General features: G+C 44.5%; 11 protein-coding genes. 7 read left to right on the forward strand and 4 right to left on the reverse strand.

Translation table 11 applies throughout. The features are described from left to right. The first annotated feature begins 6 nt into the window (after nt 1-6). The 6 genes from NHN17_RS02610 to pelG are packed head-to-tail and all read left to right on the forward strand — an operon-like array spanning nt 7 to nt 9276. The gene (locus NHN17_RS02610) at nt 7-3516 is read left to right on the forward strand and encodes a tetratricopeptide repeat protein (protein ID WP_255040563.1); all 3510 of its coding nucleotides are present in this window, start codon (nt 7-9) and stop codon (nt 3514-3516) included. Between the two features lie 28 nt (nt 3517-3544). Beyond that, nucleotides 3545-4072: a hypothetical protein gene (locus NHN17_RS02615; RefSeq protein ID WP_255040564.1), complete on the forward strand. Its 528-nt coding sequence runs from the start codon at nt 3545-3547 to the stop codon at nt 4070-4072. Nucleotides 4073-4100: 28 nt separating this feature from the next. Next, on the forward strand, nt 4101-5447 hold the full coding sequence (locus NHN17_RS02620; protein WP_255040565.1) for a PelD GGDEF domain-containing protein: 1347 nt from the start codon (nt 4101-4103) through the stop codon (nt 5445-5447). Then, nucleotides 5410-6378, forward strand: a complete 969-nt coding sequence (locus NHN17_RS02625; RefSeq protein WP_255040566.1) for a hypothetical protein — start codon at nt 5410-5412, stop codon at nt 6376-6378. The genes NHN17_RS02620 and NHN17_RS02625 overlap by 38 nt, the downstream gene beginning before the upstream one ends. Next, the gene (gene pelF / locus NHN17_RS02630) at nt 6375-7922 is read left to right on the forward strand and encodes a GT4 family glycosyltransferase PelF (RefSeq protein ID WP_255040567.1); all 1548 of its coding nucleotides are present in this window, start codon (nt 6375-6377) and stop codon (nt 7920-7922) included. The genes NHN17_RS02625 and pelF overlap by 4 nt, the downstream gene beginning before the upstream one ends. Continuing rightward, nucleotides 7903-9276, forward strand: a complete 1374-nt coding sequence (gene pelG, locus NHN17_RS02635) for an exopolysaccharide Pel transporter PelG (protein WP_255040568.1) — start codon at nt 7903-7905, stop codon at nt 9274-9276. The genes pelF and pelG overlap by 20 nt, the downstream gene beginning before the upstream one ends. A 181-nt stretch (nt 9277-9457) precedes the next feature. Here pelG and NHN17_RS02640 read toward each other — a convergent pair whose 3' ends face one another. Further along, nucleotides 9458-10231, reverse strand: a complete 774-nt coding sequence (locus tag NHN17_RS02640; protein WP_255040569.1) for a slipin family protein — start codon at nt 10229-10231, stop codon at nt 9458-9460. Between the two features lie 72 nt (nt 10232-10303). After that, entirely contained in the window at nt 10304-11710 is a 1407-nt protein-coding gene (locus NHN17_RS02645; RefSeq protein WP_255040570.1) for an NfeD family protein, read from the reverse strand. Nucleotides 11711-11998: 288 nt separating this feature from the next. On the opposite strand from NHN17_RS02645, the gene NHN17_RS02650 reads away from it, so the two are divergent. After that, the gene (locus NHN17_RS02650) at nt 11999-13093 is read left to right on the forward strand and encodes a substrate-binding periplasmic protein (RefSeq protein ID WP_255040571.1); all 1095 of its coding nucleotides are present in this window, start codon (nt 11999-12001) and stop codon (nt 13091-13093) included. A 120-nt stretch (nt 13094-13213) separates the two neighbouring features. Here NHN17_RS02650 and viaA read toward each other — a convergent pair whose 3' ends face one another. Continuing rightward, complete coding sequence (gene viaA / locus NHN17_RS02655) at nt 13214-14662, reverse strand: ATPase RavA stimulator ViaA (RefSeq protein WP_255040572.1); 1449 nt, start codon at nt 14660-14662, stop codon at nt 13214-13216. Nucleotides 14663-14675: 13 nt separating this feature from the next. Then, entirely contained in the window at nt 14676-16331 is a 1656-nt protein-coding gene (locus NHN17_RS02660; protein WP_255040573.1) for an ATPase RavA domain-containing protein, read from the reverse strand. Nucleotides 16332-16389 lie beyond the last annotated feature (58 nt).

The raw sequence follows: 16389 nt of genomic DNA on the forward strand, positions 1-16389 counted from the left end.
AAAGCGATGGCAAAAAGTAAGCACAAAAAGCCAAGGATAAGGCTCATCAACAAATTCACCCTTGTGGTGTTAACTGCAACGTCTCTATGGGCGCTGTGGCTTGTTGCGCCTGATAAATCCATGCTAGTAAAACTTATTGCCCGCTCTTCTTCGCCTGAAGTTTCATTGGCCTTTTTACAGCAACTCTATATTGATGACCCGAAAAACCGCGAGATCATAAAACAAATCGTGGATAACTATGCTGCCACTGGGCAGTTGAACGATGCGACTGAACTGCTAGAAAGTATTCTTAAAACAACAGAAGGTAACGACGATTGGGATTCAATCGGCCGGTACCTGTCTCTACTTCTTGAACAAACATACCAAGACCAACCAGAACAGAAACAACAAGCTCAAGCAGCGTTACTCGCATTGCTGAATAAAATAGAATACATACCTGAAGCAGAACTTGCCCGGCAATTTGCTGATACCGCCATATCACTATCAATGCCGGATAAGGGGTTTGATTACCTGTACCCTCACCAGCAAAGTGGTGAAACCTCTTATGACGAGTTAGTTTCTCTTGCCTTACAAAGTGAGGACTATGACAAGTCATTGAGAGTACAACTTGATGCATTCCGGGAGTTCGAAGATCTTGAAAACGCCCAGAAGTTGTTTGACTTAATGGTACAAAGTGGCCAATCACAGCTAAGTGAATCTTTCTTTAACAGTTATAGAGGCCCGTTATACAACAACGTAGACTTTCTCGCGGCAGGAATAGCGCACTCTAAGCAGGTAGGAAACCTTGATGTTGTCATTGCTCTTTCTCGTCACTTATTAACAATTGAACCAACCGCAGAGCTATACACTCAAACGGCACAGATCGCGATAGCTATCGGTGAGCTCAACCTTGCCGAGCAATTGCTGCTTGAAGCAATCGCCATCGCACCCAGTCAGTATGATTATGTATTACTGCATCAGATATATCGCTGGCAAAGCGAGATAGAAAAAGCACAGTCAGTAAGCATCAAACTGGTCTCGATTAATCCGAGTGCAAAAAACATCCGTGCCGGTATAGATGAATCACGAGCACTGGGTGATCTCTTTAATGAGGGCAGCTTTTTCAAAAAGTTGGCGGCACATAACCATATCTACCCAACCGAGTATGCCCAATGGCTCAACGCACTTGAAAAAGGTGAAGGAACCTCAGCCGCATTTCAAAGTCTGTTAGCTCTACTTGCAAAACGTCCAAATGACCCTGAGCTACTTAGCCACACTACCCGCTTATACAGTTACCGTAGTGATCACCGCTCCGTCATCCGTTACGGTAACCGGCTACAACAAAGACGGCCACTAAACGTCACTGAAGCGTTGCGTATATCTAATGCCCATATCATGTTGAATCAGCCTAAGCTGGCTCTAAACACTCTGGTTAACCCAACCGAATGGATGAAGGCTGATAATGACTACCTTGAAGCCGTGTCTTCATTAGCATGGGAAACGAACAACCGAGAAATATCGGTTGCATCACAATCTGCAATGGCTGCTAGAGCCAGTGATACGTTAGATGTATATCGCTATATCAATATTATGTCTCCGCTGGACGAAGAAAAATTAGCACAGCTGCTTACGCTATATGGCAAAAACAGTAATCCAGAGCTGCTGCTAGCCGCAGTTCGACACGCCGTACAAACGAAAAATACAAAGTTGCTTGCTGAACTCATCGAGAAAGCTAAGCAAAACCCAACCTTTGATCAGCATGTTGAAATGCTGACATACCAGGCACTTTTGGCTGAATGGGAAGGCGACCCCAAACAAGCTAAGCAACTGTATTTTGCTATTTTACAGTTGGAGCCAACCAACTCGTCGGCTGTCGGTAATTTGATATGGTTTGCCCTCAGTGAAGGCGACTTAGAAACACTTGAGCAAATATACCGTCGCTATAAGCCTATTTTAGCAACAGACAGTGATCTCTGGTTGGCTTTTGCCAGCGCTAGCCAACAACTAGGGCTCAATCATGAAGCCGATCTTTGGTATAGCCAATTATTACTCAATGATAATAACCCTGAACCTTCTATTTTACTCAATTATGCCCAGTTACTAGAGCAACAAGGCAATGGTGAAAAAGCCTATCAATTGCGCCGTTACTTGCTAGATAAACAGTCAACTGAATTACTGGCGTCACCCGATGGCGATATTAGCTACCGGTCCTTAGTACGGCTATTCATCGGCGAACAAATTGCGAGTCAATTAATAGAAGATAACACCCTTGATAAACCCACTGATAATAACGTCAGTGAACTATTTGCCGACCTTCTGGCGCAAAACCACGGTGAAAAAATACTGTTCTGGCACCAAAGGACAGCCCTAGGCCGTCATACTATTCCTGAATGGCAGCAACTTTCACTCGCGCTACAGAAAAAAGATCGGGTAGCAGTCGAAGCAATTTTGGCCAAAGGCATCAACTTACCCAAAGCGGATGAAAACGTCGCTTTGCAGTTGATCGGTAAGCACCAAGAAGCATGGCAACAAGGTCAGACGAACATTGGCCAAATGGCAGATCAAAATGCGGAAAACCAACTTCGCCGTATTCATGTTCTTCAACACCCCGCTAAGACTCATAGTATCCGAGCGCAGCATTCACAGATCACCCATTGGGATATAGACCGCACCAGTCTTGATTATTACTCGCCTCATTATCACGGAAACTGGCGGCTTGGCCTTGATAACCAACGTTCAGGCTCCCCTGACCAACTGAGCAACACTGATATTGATGATGAATTCCGTCTGCGGGGCCGATACCAATACCAAATGAGCGAAAGCTATTGGGCGTTAGGCATTGACTTAGCAGATGGTATTGGTGACCAACGGCTTGGTCTAAAAGGAGAATACCAATTCGCAGTCGACGATTATCTGCGTCTAGGTTTCCAATTCGGCCTAAATAACCATATCGAGGCCAGCGAATTACTCAATATCGCGGGCCAAGATAACTTGCTTGGCTTCAATCTAGCCTACCAACCAACAGCAAGAGAGTCATTAGCGTTTCAATTCAACCTACACGACCTCTCAACTCGCTTTGGCGATGATATCGGTCAAGGCTGGGATCTCAGCTTGCGCGTCGCCGAACAGTTTTTCTTTGCTGACCCAGCTTGGCAAATCTACGCCGATGTCACCATGCAGGATGTTAGTCTCAGTGATGACCCATTAAACGGGATCAACCGCTGGCACAATGAAGCAATCCCGTTGACAAGCAGTGACTTTATCGAAGACAGTTACCAGCGCGTAGGTATCGGCCAGCGCGTTTGGCACGGTGAGCCAGGTCAACCAGGTGCAACGGTGCCATCACCAAGATATTGGCTTGATACCTCGCTGGGGTACAACTTCTCAAGCTCACAAGTTGATGTCACTTTAAGCGCGGGATTGGGCTGGCGTATATTCGGCAATGATGAGCTCTATTTCAGTACAGACTGGCAAAGCCAAGACCGAAATGGTGATGAGTCACTAAAACTAACACTTGGCTATTACTACGGCTTCTAGCCACAACCGAATCATTACAAGGATGACCATGATGAAAAAGATACTTACTATCGCCAGCCTATTAACATTGAGTGCTTGCAGTAGCTATCAAGTCACAGACAGTAATCAATTCCCTGCTGATAGTCGTTGGGCGATCATGCCTATGTACAACCATTCAAGTACTCCTCTGGCGGCTGAAAAGGCTGAACAAATTTTAAGTTCGCAACTCTTTGCCAAAGGTATCGTTGCAGTGAAATACCCACCATCTGCGGTCAATGATCTACAAAGTATTCTTGATGACTCAGCCAAACAGAAGCAAGCCCAAGCTTGGCTGACTACCCAGCCTGTCGATTATGTAATCACAGGATCAGTAGAAGAATGGCATTACAAAAGTGGGCTTGACGGTGAGCCCGCAGTCGGCATTACGCTTGAGATCAAGTCCGCAAAAAGTGGTCAAACCTACTGGCAAGCTTCTGGGAGTCGTGGCGGCTGGGGGCGTGAAAGTGTCAGCGGTACTGGACATATTGTCATTGAAGAATTACTTAGCGGCCTAAATGTCGCCACAAATGATGATTAAAAAGCGATAGCTTGATAGGTTGCTTTATATGGATAAAAAATACAACAACAAAACCTTTCTTGGTTTTTCAAAAAAAAGCTATGCATGGTTCGAGGTACTGCTCGTTGCCATCATTTCTATCTATATTTGGGTTGAGTCTCCCTCCTTAGTCCCCAATTCGACTGATCATAACTTTTTTTGGCCATTATTCGGCCCCCTGCTTATTGCCCTGCGCTATGGCTTTGCTAAAGGCTTTGTGTGTTCCTTGGTCACTACAGCCGGTCTTGCGACCATAATGAATGCCTCGGGCATGTTGAGTAACTATCCACTTTCATTAGCGATTGGCACCATCATGGTCGCTATGATCGCTGGTGAATTTCACGATTATTGGCACAACATTAACCAAAAACACATCCTTGACCATCAATACATGGCACAAAAACTGGATAGCTTTACCCAGAACTACCATTTGCTGAAAGTGTCACATGATCAACTAGAGCAACGTACCGCCGGACAAACCGTTAGTCTACGGGCAAGCATCAACGCATTACATCAAATTGCCGCCAAACACGCTGAACATCGCTTGGAATACCTTGGCCAACCCTACCTGAATTTAATGGCAGATATTGGTGGTCTGGAAGTCGCCGGGATCTATCTAGTCTCCAACGGCAAGATTAATCCAACCGCAGCCGCAACCCTTGGCGATCACCATCGTTTGATAGACTCGGATCCTATGCTATTCGATATGCTGGAGACCCAGAAGTTACTATCTCCGGCAAAACTAGAAGCGAACCAAGTCCATCAATCACGCTATCAATTGTGTATCCCATTAGTCGATACACGTGGTGTACTACAGGCAGCAATCATTGCTGAAAACGCCAAGTTTTTTATGCTCACCCCTGCTAATGTGGCACTACTTTCACTCGTTGCTAACTATGCTGCAGACTTACTCAGTGACGAAATAATCACGCCCATTTTACGCCCACATCAGAGCGACCTATTTATCGACTACCTTAAGCGCGCCAGTTACAACAAACGCCATTATGGATCCGATAGCTCGGTGGTTGTCTGTATCGACAGCGATGGCAGGCACCTTCAAGTACTCGATAATACGATTAGTTACCGTCGGGGGGCTGATGTCTACTGGTCTTGTAGAACGTCTCAAGGCAATGCCGCGCTTGCTGTACTGCTACCGTTAACAACAGCCTACGATGCCCAGCAATATATTGTCAGGCTTAAAGAACTATTAAAAGACCAACTTGGCGGGGATGCCAAAGATATAGATATCCTTGGTCCTTTGTCGATGTCGACTGACCGGTCTGAAATCAGAAAGCTAATGAACGAGCTTGGAGCATACGATGAAGACATGGCTACTTCTTCAGACCATAGCCTTTGAGAGCTCTGGCCTGTACATTATTACCACTCAGCCAATGATGCCAAGTCTGTGGCTTGCTTTTGCCACGGTACATGCATTGTCATGTCTCAGTTTTTCAGTCCTCTGTTGGTTGATACTGCCGAGGAAATACAAAACCCCTGTAGTCAGCGCTTTTTCATTCCTGTTCATTTTTAATTACCTATTACCAGTGGTTGGAATGATTGGTACAAGTTGCTCACTGTTAATTGCGCTGTATTTGCCAAGGGAAAAATCCGATATCACTTGGCAGGAATGTGAAAAAAGTGAGTTACCACAAAACCCAGGCGAAGTGATTGGCACCCAATTTGGTTCAGGAGCTTTAAGAGAAATCTTATTACACAACCAAGATCCTGAGCGTCGATTACTAGCCGTCAGCGCGATACGTAACTTACCTCGCCAGCATGCTGTACCGCTATTGCAACTCGCATTAAAAGACTTAATCGATGATGTACGTTTGCTTGCCTACGCAAGTCTCGAGAACATCGAAACACAAATTAACGAATCCATTTCTCTGACCAAAAAACAGTTTGAATACAAACCTTCAGCTTCAAAAGCTTTTGATATTGCGCAGCAATATTGGGAGCTGTGTTATCTTGGTATTGCCGAAGGCATATTACGTAACCATTACTTGGAACAAGCTGAAAACTATCTCAACCAGTCAAATAGTATTAAGCTATCTGCTTCTACAAATCTCCTGTTAGGGCGAGTGCTACTCGAACAAAAGCGCCCTACCGAAGCGGTACCGGTATTAAAAGCGGCTATGGACGGTGGCTTATTACTCAAGCAAGTTGCCCCTTATCTAGCAGAAGCCTCTTTTATCTCCGGTGACTTCCAAGCTGCCCGCGAATATATTTCTTACTTCCCCGAACAGAAAGGTAACAAATTAAGTCAGATAAAGGAGTATTGGGGATGAAATGGTTTAGCAGCAAATCTGACGTTGAAAACAGCGTAGAGGTAGATGTATGCCTGCTTCTTGAAGGGACTTACCCGTATGTGCGTGGTGGCGTTTCCAGTTGGGTACACCAAATTATCAGTGGATTACCAGAATACCGCTTCCACTTGATTTTCCTCGGCGGGCACCCTGACTTTTATGATGAGCCAGCCTATGAGTTCCCTGAAAACGTTGTTGGATTTGAAGTCCATTACCTCTTATCTGATCAGGGCCATCTCAAACCTTCAGCGCGTTCGGGTAAGAGAAAATTATTCAATATCTGGAATCGCTTCCTCTCCTACTTTGAAAAAAAAGATGAGCCCATTCCCGGCCAATTACTCGCGGATGTGTCTGACTTTCTTGACGCTGATAGCAAGTTAACTCTCATCGACTTTCTCTACAGCCGTGCGTCATGGGAGGTACTAACAGAACGGTATTTAGAGTCCGCACCAAGACAATCCTTTGTTGATTTTTTTTGGACTTACCGCAATATTTATCAGCCCCTGTTTGTGCTATCACGCATATCGCAAAACCTCCCAAAGGCGAAGCTATTTCATAGTGTTTCGACCGGTTATGCCGGCTTTCTAGGTGCACTAAGCAGAGAAAAGACCCAAACCCCATTTATTTTGACCGAGCACGGTATTTACACCAAAGAACGAAAAATCGACCTCTCTCAGGCTACTTGGATTAAAGATAATCACAGCCAAATTGACATTTCCATGCATAAAGGCATGGATACAATCCGTAAAACCTGGATTCAGTTTTTCGAGCAATTAGGACTTTCGGCCTATCATCAGGCTGATCATATTGTTGCTTTATTTGAAGGGAACAGGCAACGACAGCATACTGACGGGGCCCCTACGGATAAGACCCAAGTTATTGTCAATGGAATCAGTACCGAACGCTTTGAAGATGCCTATAAGCGCCGTCCGGACAGACCACCAATGGTCGTCGGTCTCGTCGGCCGCGTGGTACCAATCAAGGACATTAAAACCTTTATCCGAACCATTCGAGGGGCCATTGAAACCCTGCCCAATCTTGAAGGTTGGATTATCGGGCCTACCGAAGAAGACAAGGAATACGTCCGAGAGTGTGAACTACTCATAGAAAGCTTGGGTTTAAAAGACAACGTCAAAATGCTGGGTAGTAAAAATGTAGCTGAAATCATGCCAGAGCTTGGTGTGATGATGCTGACCTCAATCAGTGAAGCTCAGCCCTTGGTACTACTCGAAGCCATGGCAGCCGGCATACCGTGTATAGCGACGGAAGTGGGAGCTTGTCGTGAGATTATTGATGGCGCCGGAGGGGAAGATGCCGCAATTGGCTCTGCCGGTGAAATCATTCCCATCGCCAGCCCAACCGAGGGGGCGAATGCTATCGTCAACGTACTCAGTGATACCAAAAAATGGCTGCAGGCCGGTGATAATGGCCGAGTAAGAGTTAAACGCTATTACGACGAACCCATGATGTACGGTGCTTATCGTAGTTTATACAAGGAGGCTATCAGTGGCCGGCATCGGATTTGAATTAAGAAAGATCCTGAAAAGAAACTCACTCCTATCCATGCTTGAAGCGTATGGCTTGGCAGGGCTTATCAGCTCTGGTCCCTGGGTATTATCGATCCTCGCATTATTGACCATCGGTATTATCAGCATAGGAGTCGTCTTTCCAACCCATGTGATTGTGCAGTTTCTGGTGATTGTCACCTATTTGATGGCAGGCTCCCTGATTATCAGTGGATTATTCCAGTTATTGCTTACTCGTTTTATCTCCGATTTATTGTTCGCTGAACATGATAATCGCATTGTACCAAACCTATTAGGCTCAATGCTGGTAACCAGCATTATTGCCGCTATGGTTGGTATTCCGGTTCTAGCTCTGAGTGAGACAATCACCCCAGCAGAAAAAATAGCGATTTTTACCTCATTTATATTGATGTGTAACCAATGGCTTATCATCATCTTCTTGAGCGGGATGAAAGAGTATTACCGTATCTTTTTCACTATGATGTTCAGCTATGGCTTAATGGTGATTTTAAGTATCTTCTTACCGCCATTTGGTCTACTTGGGTTGATGATAATCTTTGGCTTTTGCCAAGCCATCCTAACTTTTTCTTTTTTGTACCATGTTATTCGTGACTTCCCTGCCAATGAGCTGGTCTCATTTGAATTTTTGAGTCACAAAAAGACCTTCTTCTCACTCATTTTTTGTGGTTTTCTCTACAACCTGGGCGTCTGGTTAGATAAATTTGTATTCTGGTTTCGCGATGAAACCTCACATCAGGTCATCGATGTTTTCAGGGCATCCTATATCTATGACCTTCCAATCTTCATTGCTTACTTAGCCATTGTGCCTGGAATGGCGGTTTTCATGCTACGTATGGAAACAGACTTTGCTGATGCTTGCCTGAAGTACTACGATGCTGTGCGGGAAGGGGCAACATTAGATTCGATTTATCTACTCAAGGATAAGATGGTACTCGCGTGCCAACAAAGCATCTATGAGATCTTCAAGGTACAAGGTCTAACGCTAGCACTCTTGATCCTTTGGGCTGAGGATATTCTTAATTTCTTAAACATTGACCTGTCATACTTACACCTTCTCTATGTCGACTTAGTGGGTGTAAGTCTACAGGTGTTAGTCATGGCAATACTCAATGTTATGTATTACTTGGATAAACGCTATTCAGCGCTTTTTCTGACATTATTGATGGCGGTCGGAAACTTCGTGTTAGCGCACGTGAGTATCAACCTTGGCCCTGTTTTTTATGGTTATGGCTTCGCGGTAACCATGCTGGCCACAACCATCATTGGATTGGTCATGCTTGATAGCCAGTTCGATGATCTCGAATACCAAACATTCATGCTGCAGCGTTCGTAGGACATCAAACTGAAGACATAATACCAATCAGGATAAGTCGTTGATCAAGTATTTGCACTGGAAAAATCGCTGTTATCAAGGCAGATATTGCCGTAACTAGTGGCTCTAATTACAAAATATCTAAGGCAGAGAACAGCGATTTTAACCTACAAGACTGATCAAATATTTATGTAGGTTGGTATTACGGCTCTTCTTTCTTCTTGGCTGCCGCCATCAATTGAGTAACATTTTCAACCAAGTCTATCGGCATCGGGAACACTATGGTTGTTGTTCTATCATTGGATATTTCGGTTAATGTTTGCATATAACGCAACTGAACCGCATTGGGTGACCGATTGAGCACATCTGCCGCTTCCTGCAATTTGGCTGACGCTTCAAGCTCACCCGTGGCATGTATCACTTTTGCTCGGCGTGAACGCTCTGCTTCTGCCTGACGTGCAAGTGCGCGAACCATACTGTCATCAAGATCAACATGTTTGATTTCAACATTAGCAATTTTTATCCCCCAGTTGTCTGTGTGCTGATCCAAGATCACCTGTAGATCTTTATTAAGCTCTTCACGGGCTGACAACAGCTCATCGAGTTCATGCTGACCTAACACAGAGCGCAGCGTTGTCTGTGAAAGCTGGCTGGTGGCTTCAAGATAATTTTCCACGTTATTAATCGCCATTTTTGGGTCAACAACCCGAAAATAAACGACGGCATTCACTTTCACCGACACATTATCACGGGTGATCAAATCCTGAGTAGGCACATCCAATACAATAGTTCGCAGATCGACCCGAACCATTTGTTGGATAATTGGGATGATGATGATCAGGCCGGGCCCTTTCACCTCATAAAAACGTCCCAGTAAAAACACAACGGCACGCTCGTACTCACGAAGTACTTTGAACATGCTTACAATAAGCACAAACACCAGTACAATAATCGTTGCTATTGAGTATGTGATCATATCATTGGTCCTTTTAAAAAGGTTACATACCCAAGCACCTTGAAATCACCTGGGTATATCCGCACATTGGATTCATTTTGCCTGTTGGTTGACTTCGACTTCCAGGCAAAGGCCGTGTATCTGCACCACCGTTACCTTGTCACCTTTCACTAGTGCAGCGTCACAATTGGCTTGCCAAATTTCTCCATCCACCAATACGCGGCCACTACCAGGAAAACCGCCCACCACAATAGCCTCTTGACCCAGTAGGACTTCAACACCGGTAGTGACAGGCTTACGCCTTGTTTTGAGCAGCAAGCTCAAAATGACGAAGGTGAACAAAGCCGATACCACTGTCAGGCCAGCAATCAATGGAATGGCAATTTGGTATCCCGGCGTTTCTGTATCCATCAACATGACTGAGCCAAGCGCAAAGGCTACAATGCCACCAAGCCCAAGGATGCCAAAGCTAGGACTGAAAGCTTCCGCAACCATGAGGGCGATTCCCAGCAATAGCAAAGCCAAACCTGCATAGCTCACCGGTAGCATTTGCAATGAATACATCGCTAGCAACAAGCAAATCCCACCCAAGACTCCCGGAAGCCCAACCCCTGGATTATAGAACTCAAGCAATAAGCCATAAATCCCAATAAGCATTAGGATATAAGCAACATTGGGATTGGTAATTACCGACAACAGCTTGAATCGCCAGTCTTGTTCTCGCTCAATATAAGCCACATCCGCCAATTCGATCTTTGCTTCAAGCCCATTAATGATAACGGTACGACCATTAGATTGAGTGACTAGACTATCCAGATCCGACGCAAGAAAATCGATAACATTCAGCTCCAGCGCTTTCTCTGCGTCGATGCTTGCTGCTTCTGTTACCGCGGTTTCTGCCCACTCTTCATTCCGGCCGTGTAGTTTAGCCAAGCCGCGGATGTAGGCACGGGCATCATTAATCACTTTTTTTTCCATCGCGGTTTTAGCAGTGACTTTATCACTGTCAGCGGCATCTTCTTCTTTGGCTTGATCGGCGTCATCATCAGGTGCATCTGGTTCTTTCTCTTTTTTTGGTGCAAATGGGTTACCACCTGAATCATCATCTTTTCCTACAGGCGCAGTAAGCGAAACCGGCGTAGCCGCCCCAAGGTTAGTACCAGGGGCCATCGCCGCAACATGACTAGCAAGAAGGATATACGTCCCGGCACTCGCAGCCCGGGATCCGGCAGGGCCAACCCAAGTCGCGACCGGTAAAGGTGATGTCGTAATTGCACGGATAATATCCCGCATGGAGGTATCGAGACCTCCGGGCGTATCCACTTTTAACACAATGAAACTGGCTTGCTCTTTATGTGCCTGCACGATTTCTCGTGAGACATAATCACTGGTAGCTGGCCCTATACCACCGGAAATTTCAATCACCCATACATTTTGCGCCAATGCAGGCTGACTAAAAAACCAGATGCTCAGTGCCGCTAAAATAGCCAACACTTTCATACGCCCTCCTCGCCATGGCAGCAAAAAATACAGATTTCCATACATTTCAGCTCACCACTGGTACCCATCAAGCGAATATCCAATTTGTTAATAAGCATAGCTCATTGACTTCATTGACTATGCAACTTCTCTATCGATTCCCTAAAAATTGGCAAGGTTTGTTGACAGTGAATAAAGGTAACTCATTACCCAAAAAAGAGGTATGGATGACAGACTTGTGAAATTGTCACGATGTTTATACTTAACTCATGGCCAACTTACAGCCTTCTACTGGAGTATGACCCCCCTATGAGAGCAGTACACCACACTTTGCTATTTGCCTATCTGTCTTTTATTTATCTGCTTGCAGGTCCCTCAACAGCCTATGCCGCCAATGATGTAAATGTAAAAGTGGGTAGCTATCATTGCCCTCCCTTCGTCATTGAAAGTGAAACAGAAAAGCCATCGGGGCTCAGTATTTATCTTTGGGAGCAGATTGCAGCCGAACTCGGCGTCGAGTTTGAAATCAGCCATCATGAGCTAGGTGAATTACTGGAACAAGTCAGCACCAATACACTCAATATCGGGGTTTCATGTATTTCTATTACCCCAGAGCGAGAAGAAATCCTCGATTTTTCCCATTCTTTTTATGAAACTCACCTGGCGATTGCAGTGAAGCAACAAGGTTACCTCTCCTCACTCAAGAACATACTCACAAATAAAAAACTACTGATAGTGCTCGGTATTGCCTTTGTTGCAGCAGGTGTGGTCGGAGGAATTTATTACTTATTAGAGCACAGGGTCAATGACAAGTTATATTCAATGCGTTCGAAAAGAGCAAAAATGATTGAGGGATTTATTCTTGGTTTGCTTTTTATCACTAAAGGGCCGTTTAATTACTATGAATTTAAAACACTGACAGGTCGTGTACTAACCGTGTTATTGGCAATATTTACCACCTTCTTCATTGCTAGCATTACCGCAATTTTAGCCAGTACTTTTACCCTTGGTTTATTAAACAGTGATATAAAAGGGCCAAACGATTTAGCGAATCTCCGAGTCGGAGCCAAGGCTGAATCAACCTCATCATTATTTTTGACCAGCCACAGTATTGTCCACCAAAGCTTTGAATCAACCAATGACTTATTAAAAGCACTGGACAATGAGCAGGTAGAGGCCATTGTTGCTGATGATGCCGTCTTAAAATATTTGATTAAAATGGCGAAAGAATCGGGAAATTATGAATCACTGTCAGTTCTGCCATATCAATTTGAAAAGCAAAACTACGGTTTAGTGTTAGAGAATAACAGCCCTCATCGAGAAAAGCTCAACCGGGCGCTACTCAAGATTCGTCAAAGTCCGGGCTGGCATCAAACCCTCAATAAATACTTTGCCGATAAATGAACAATGACCATAAAAAAATGGCGCTCATGTGAGCGCCTAAGGCAAGACAACTATAAACCTATAGTTTCATTTAATAATCAAAAACAATTAGATACCCAAGCCTCGTCAAAGTGCTTGAGGTTATTTCCACTTCAGCAATCGCCCGAGTTTAGAGGGATGATAAGACCAGCAATGATCAAAAATAGTCATTAGCTCAGGGTTACCATACTTCGATAAATTAACAGCATGAAAACGATTTCGGCTTTCTTTTAGCTTATTGATTCGCTTCATCATTTTTCCTGGCTGTGACGGTGCTATAAAATCAGATAACACGATCAGGTCGGCATTCTTATACTTACCACCCAGCATTAGTTCAATTGACTGATCAAGTACTGGCCCTAAATCAGTACCGCCGTGAAATGAATACGAGAGAAAATTAAGCACTTCACTCAGTCCATCTTGCTTAGTCAGCTCATAAGTTATCTGTTGTGTCGAGAACATAATGACGTAACAGTCTCTATCTTCTGCCAAGGCGATTTGCATCAAGCCGTAAGCCAATGCTTTGGCACATTGCTCCGGAAAACCATTCATTGAACCTGATGCATCAATACAGACAATAAATGGGCCTTTCTCTTGCTCTACCTGTTTAGTTTGGCGCTTGTACGCTTTCACCCGTCGAAGCTTTCTCTGTGTACCTTGCACCTTGTAATTCAATAGGCGCTTATCGACTAAATGTTTATAAAAGACCACCTCTAATTCTGGATAAGCCAAAAACATGGCTTCATTCGGTAACAATTTAGATAAGTCATCACTTTCATGGATACCAACGATATCATCCGTAACGTTATCACTTTGCTCTTCGACCATTTTCAAATCTTCAGAGCGCACACGCTCTTTATTCGGATCATCCACTTCATTGGCCATCCGTCCTAACTTTTCAGCAATCTCTTTCAATCCGCTATTCTTCTTCAGAAAGTGCGCCATCTCTTTGAGTGTGCTGACATCACTTTTGGTCAGTTTTGCTTTGGCCATATCCCATAAACGACCTGCTTTTTTCTCATCACCGGCTTCAGTCACCGATTCCATGTTCTGCATGGTTTCGATGCGCTGGTAAAGATCTGCCAACAGTTTTTCTTTATGCTGCTCCAACTCAACCTGTTGGGCCTCTGTCAACGCAAGCGTTAGGTACTTGTGCCACTGGCTACAAAAATAGCTCTGGAACATCGGGTTGTGCTTTTGATGATCCCGCTCTGTCAACGTTTTTGCTTTGAAGTAAAAAGCCGAGTGCCCTTCTAATTGTTTAACTACATCATCAACGTGCTCGAAGAAATACTTTGCCTCCCATTGGCATGCCTGCTGATAGAGTTCTATCTCCTGATGAAAGCGCTCTTCAACACTGACATTCGTCATTCGCTTTTGCACATGACCACGCCACTTCATGATCTGCTTTTTCATCGCAGACTTAATACCAGGATTAGATTCCGCAGCAACAATTAACTGTTGCTGCATCATCAATTCCTGTACTGCATTATCGACGATGCCTGATTCAACTAGCATCATCGCAAAATTTATACCTTCAGAAACCGGCATAACGACACTCCCGCTAAGCAAAGTATTCAGTCAAGTGACTAATACGGAATACACTCTTATCAACCGTTACTTTCAGGTCATGCACTGAAGCCGTTGCTTGCAATAAGCTCTGCTCAATATGCTCGGGTAATTGAGGGGCGATAAAGTTATGAGGTAAAGCACCATGGAAGCTACTGCGTGAAACTTTAAGGTTGTGATCCGCATCCAGCACTTTCGAGGACGCTTTTTCCGCCATCGTTACCCAGTGCTTTTGTTGCTCCTGAGAGATCCCATTAACACCGGCAATACCCACCAACACCGAACGATTAGCAATATCTTTAATAACCAGTTGTTGCTGAGCATTCACCTCAAACTGCAGTCGGCAAAGGTGAGTATTCTTATTTACAAATCCATAAATATCACATTGTCCGGTTTTGATTTTTTTCTCAAAATCATCACCATCAACATAAACCCAACGGCTATCGCCTTTCTCTTGTTCGGAAACAGAGGGATTATGTTGCAGCATAACCAATTTGATCATTCGTGCGTTGTGATTAACGGTATAACGCGTTGCCCCGCTGAGATCACACTTGAACCATTCTTTACGCATCATGGTTTCGCGGCTCAAGTTAACAGCCAATTCAGTGGCCACTTCGGCATTCACGTCATCTATAATCGACTGTGCATCTGCAGCATTGATTTGTGCTGATTCCTGATTGAATGCTTTTTCAATGGCGAAATCACTAACAATATCCCTAATCACATTTCGAGATTCGGGGCTATGCCACATACAGTCTTGTAGCAACAGTAAATCAAGTGGGTTAATGGCATCGCGACCATTGTAGAAGGCACTGGCCTTCAATAACCGAACAGATTTCTTCCAGCGTCGGTCAGAGATGTATAGCTCACTTTCATGCTCATCAATCGTTTCGACACCTTCTGCACGCTGCTCGATCATTGTTTTAAGCTGATATATTTTCTCGAAAATATCTTCAGACAACGTGATGTCTTCAATGTGTAACTGCCAATCATCGTACTCTTCATCAGTGATTGCCAAGCCAGGCTCTAGCTCCTGTATGGACGGACCCTCTCCCATCAACATGGCTTTAAAGTTTTGTTTTTCCTGAATACGATTAACAAACACCCTAACCAGCATCCTGTCATACAAAGCCTCTAGGCCACTGTCGACTTCAGGCAATTCATTGGAGGCTGTAACCAACAGACGCATAGGCACAGGCAGAACGTCTTGGCCATTCTTGAAGGTTCTCTCATTCACGACCGTCAATAACGTATTAAGAATCGCCGGCCCAGCTTTCCAGATTTCATCAAGGAACACCACTTGAGCCGTTGGCATATAACCATCAACTAAACGAACGTATTTTCCATTATCCTTCAGCTCCTGAATTGAAAGCGGACCAAATACCTCTTCAGGGGTGGAAAAGCGGGTCATTAAGTAATCGAAAAACTGGCTGTTATCGAAAGCCTGAATTAACCGTTTTGCGATCAAACTTTTTGCAATACCGGGAGGCCCCAATAGAAACACACTCTCTCCAGCAAGCGCCGCAAGAAGACATAACTTAATCGTTTCTTCCCGCTCATATACGCCATTTGATAACGCTTTGATAAGTTTCTGAATCCTTTCAGAAACAAGCGCTTTGTTAGGCTGCGCTCTTCTTGCCATTGTCAGCATATTTCCGACCTCTTAAGTTGTCATATCCATGTACTTTCATACACATAATGAGGATAGA

Source organism: Photobacterium pectinilyticum, from assembly GCF_024357955.1.
Lineage (GTDB): Bacteria > Pseudomonadota > Gammaproteobacteria > Enterobacterales > Vibrionaceae > Photobacterium > Photobacterium pectinilyticum.

What these genes read in the sequence shown, in the direction of transcription:
- NHN17_RS02610 (WP_255040563.1), top strand. Translation starts at nt 7, where the DNA reads ATGGCAAAAAGTAAGCACAAAAAGCCAAGGATAAGGCTCATCAACAAA.
- NHN17_RS02615 (WP_255040564.1), top strand. Translation starts at nt 3,545, where the DNA reads ATGATGAAAAAGATACTTACTATCGCCAGCCTATTAACATTGAGTGCT.
- NHN17_RS02620 (WP_255040565.1), top strand. Translation starts at nt 4,101, where the DNA reads ATGGATAAAAAATACAACAACAAAACCTTTCTTGGTTTTTCAAAAAAA.
- NHN17_RS02625 (WP_255040566.1), top strand. Translation starts at nt 5,410, where the DNA reads ATGAAGACATGGCTACTTCTTCAGACCATAGCCTTTGAGAGCTCTGGC.
- pelF (WP_255040567.1), top strand. Translation starts at nt 6,375, where the DNA reads ATGAAATGGTTTAGCAGCAAATCTGACGTTGAAAACAGCGTAGAGGTA.
- NHN17_RS02640 (WP_255040569.1), bottom strand. Translation starts at nt 10,231, where the DNA reads ATGATCACATACTCAATAGCAACGATTATTGTACTGGTGTTTGTGCTT.
- NHN17_RS02645 (WP_255040570.1), bottom strand. Translation starts at nt 11,710, where the DNA reads ATGAAAGTGTTGGCTATTTTAGCGGCACTGAGCATCTGGTTTTTTAGT.
- NHN17_RS02650 (WP_255040571.1), top strand. Translation starts at nt 11,999, where the DNA reads ATGAGAGCAGTACACCACACTTTGCTATTTGCCTATCTGTCTTTTATT.
- viaA (WP_255040572.1), bottom strand. Translation starts at nt 14,662, where the DNA reads ATGCCGGTTTCTGAAGGTATAAATTTTGCGATGATGCTAGTTGAATCA.
- NHN17_RS02660 (WP_255040573.1), bottom strand. Translation starts at nt 16,331, where the DNA reads ATGCTGACAATGGCAAGAAGAGCGCAGCCTAACAAAGCGCTTGTTTCT.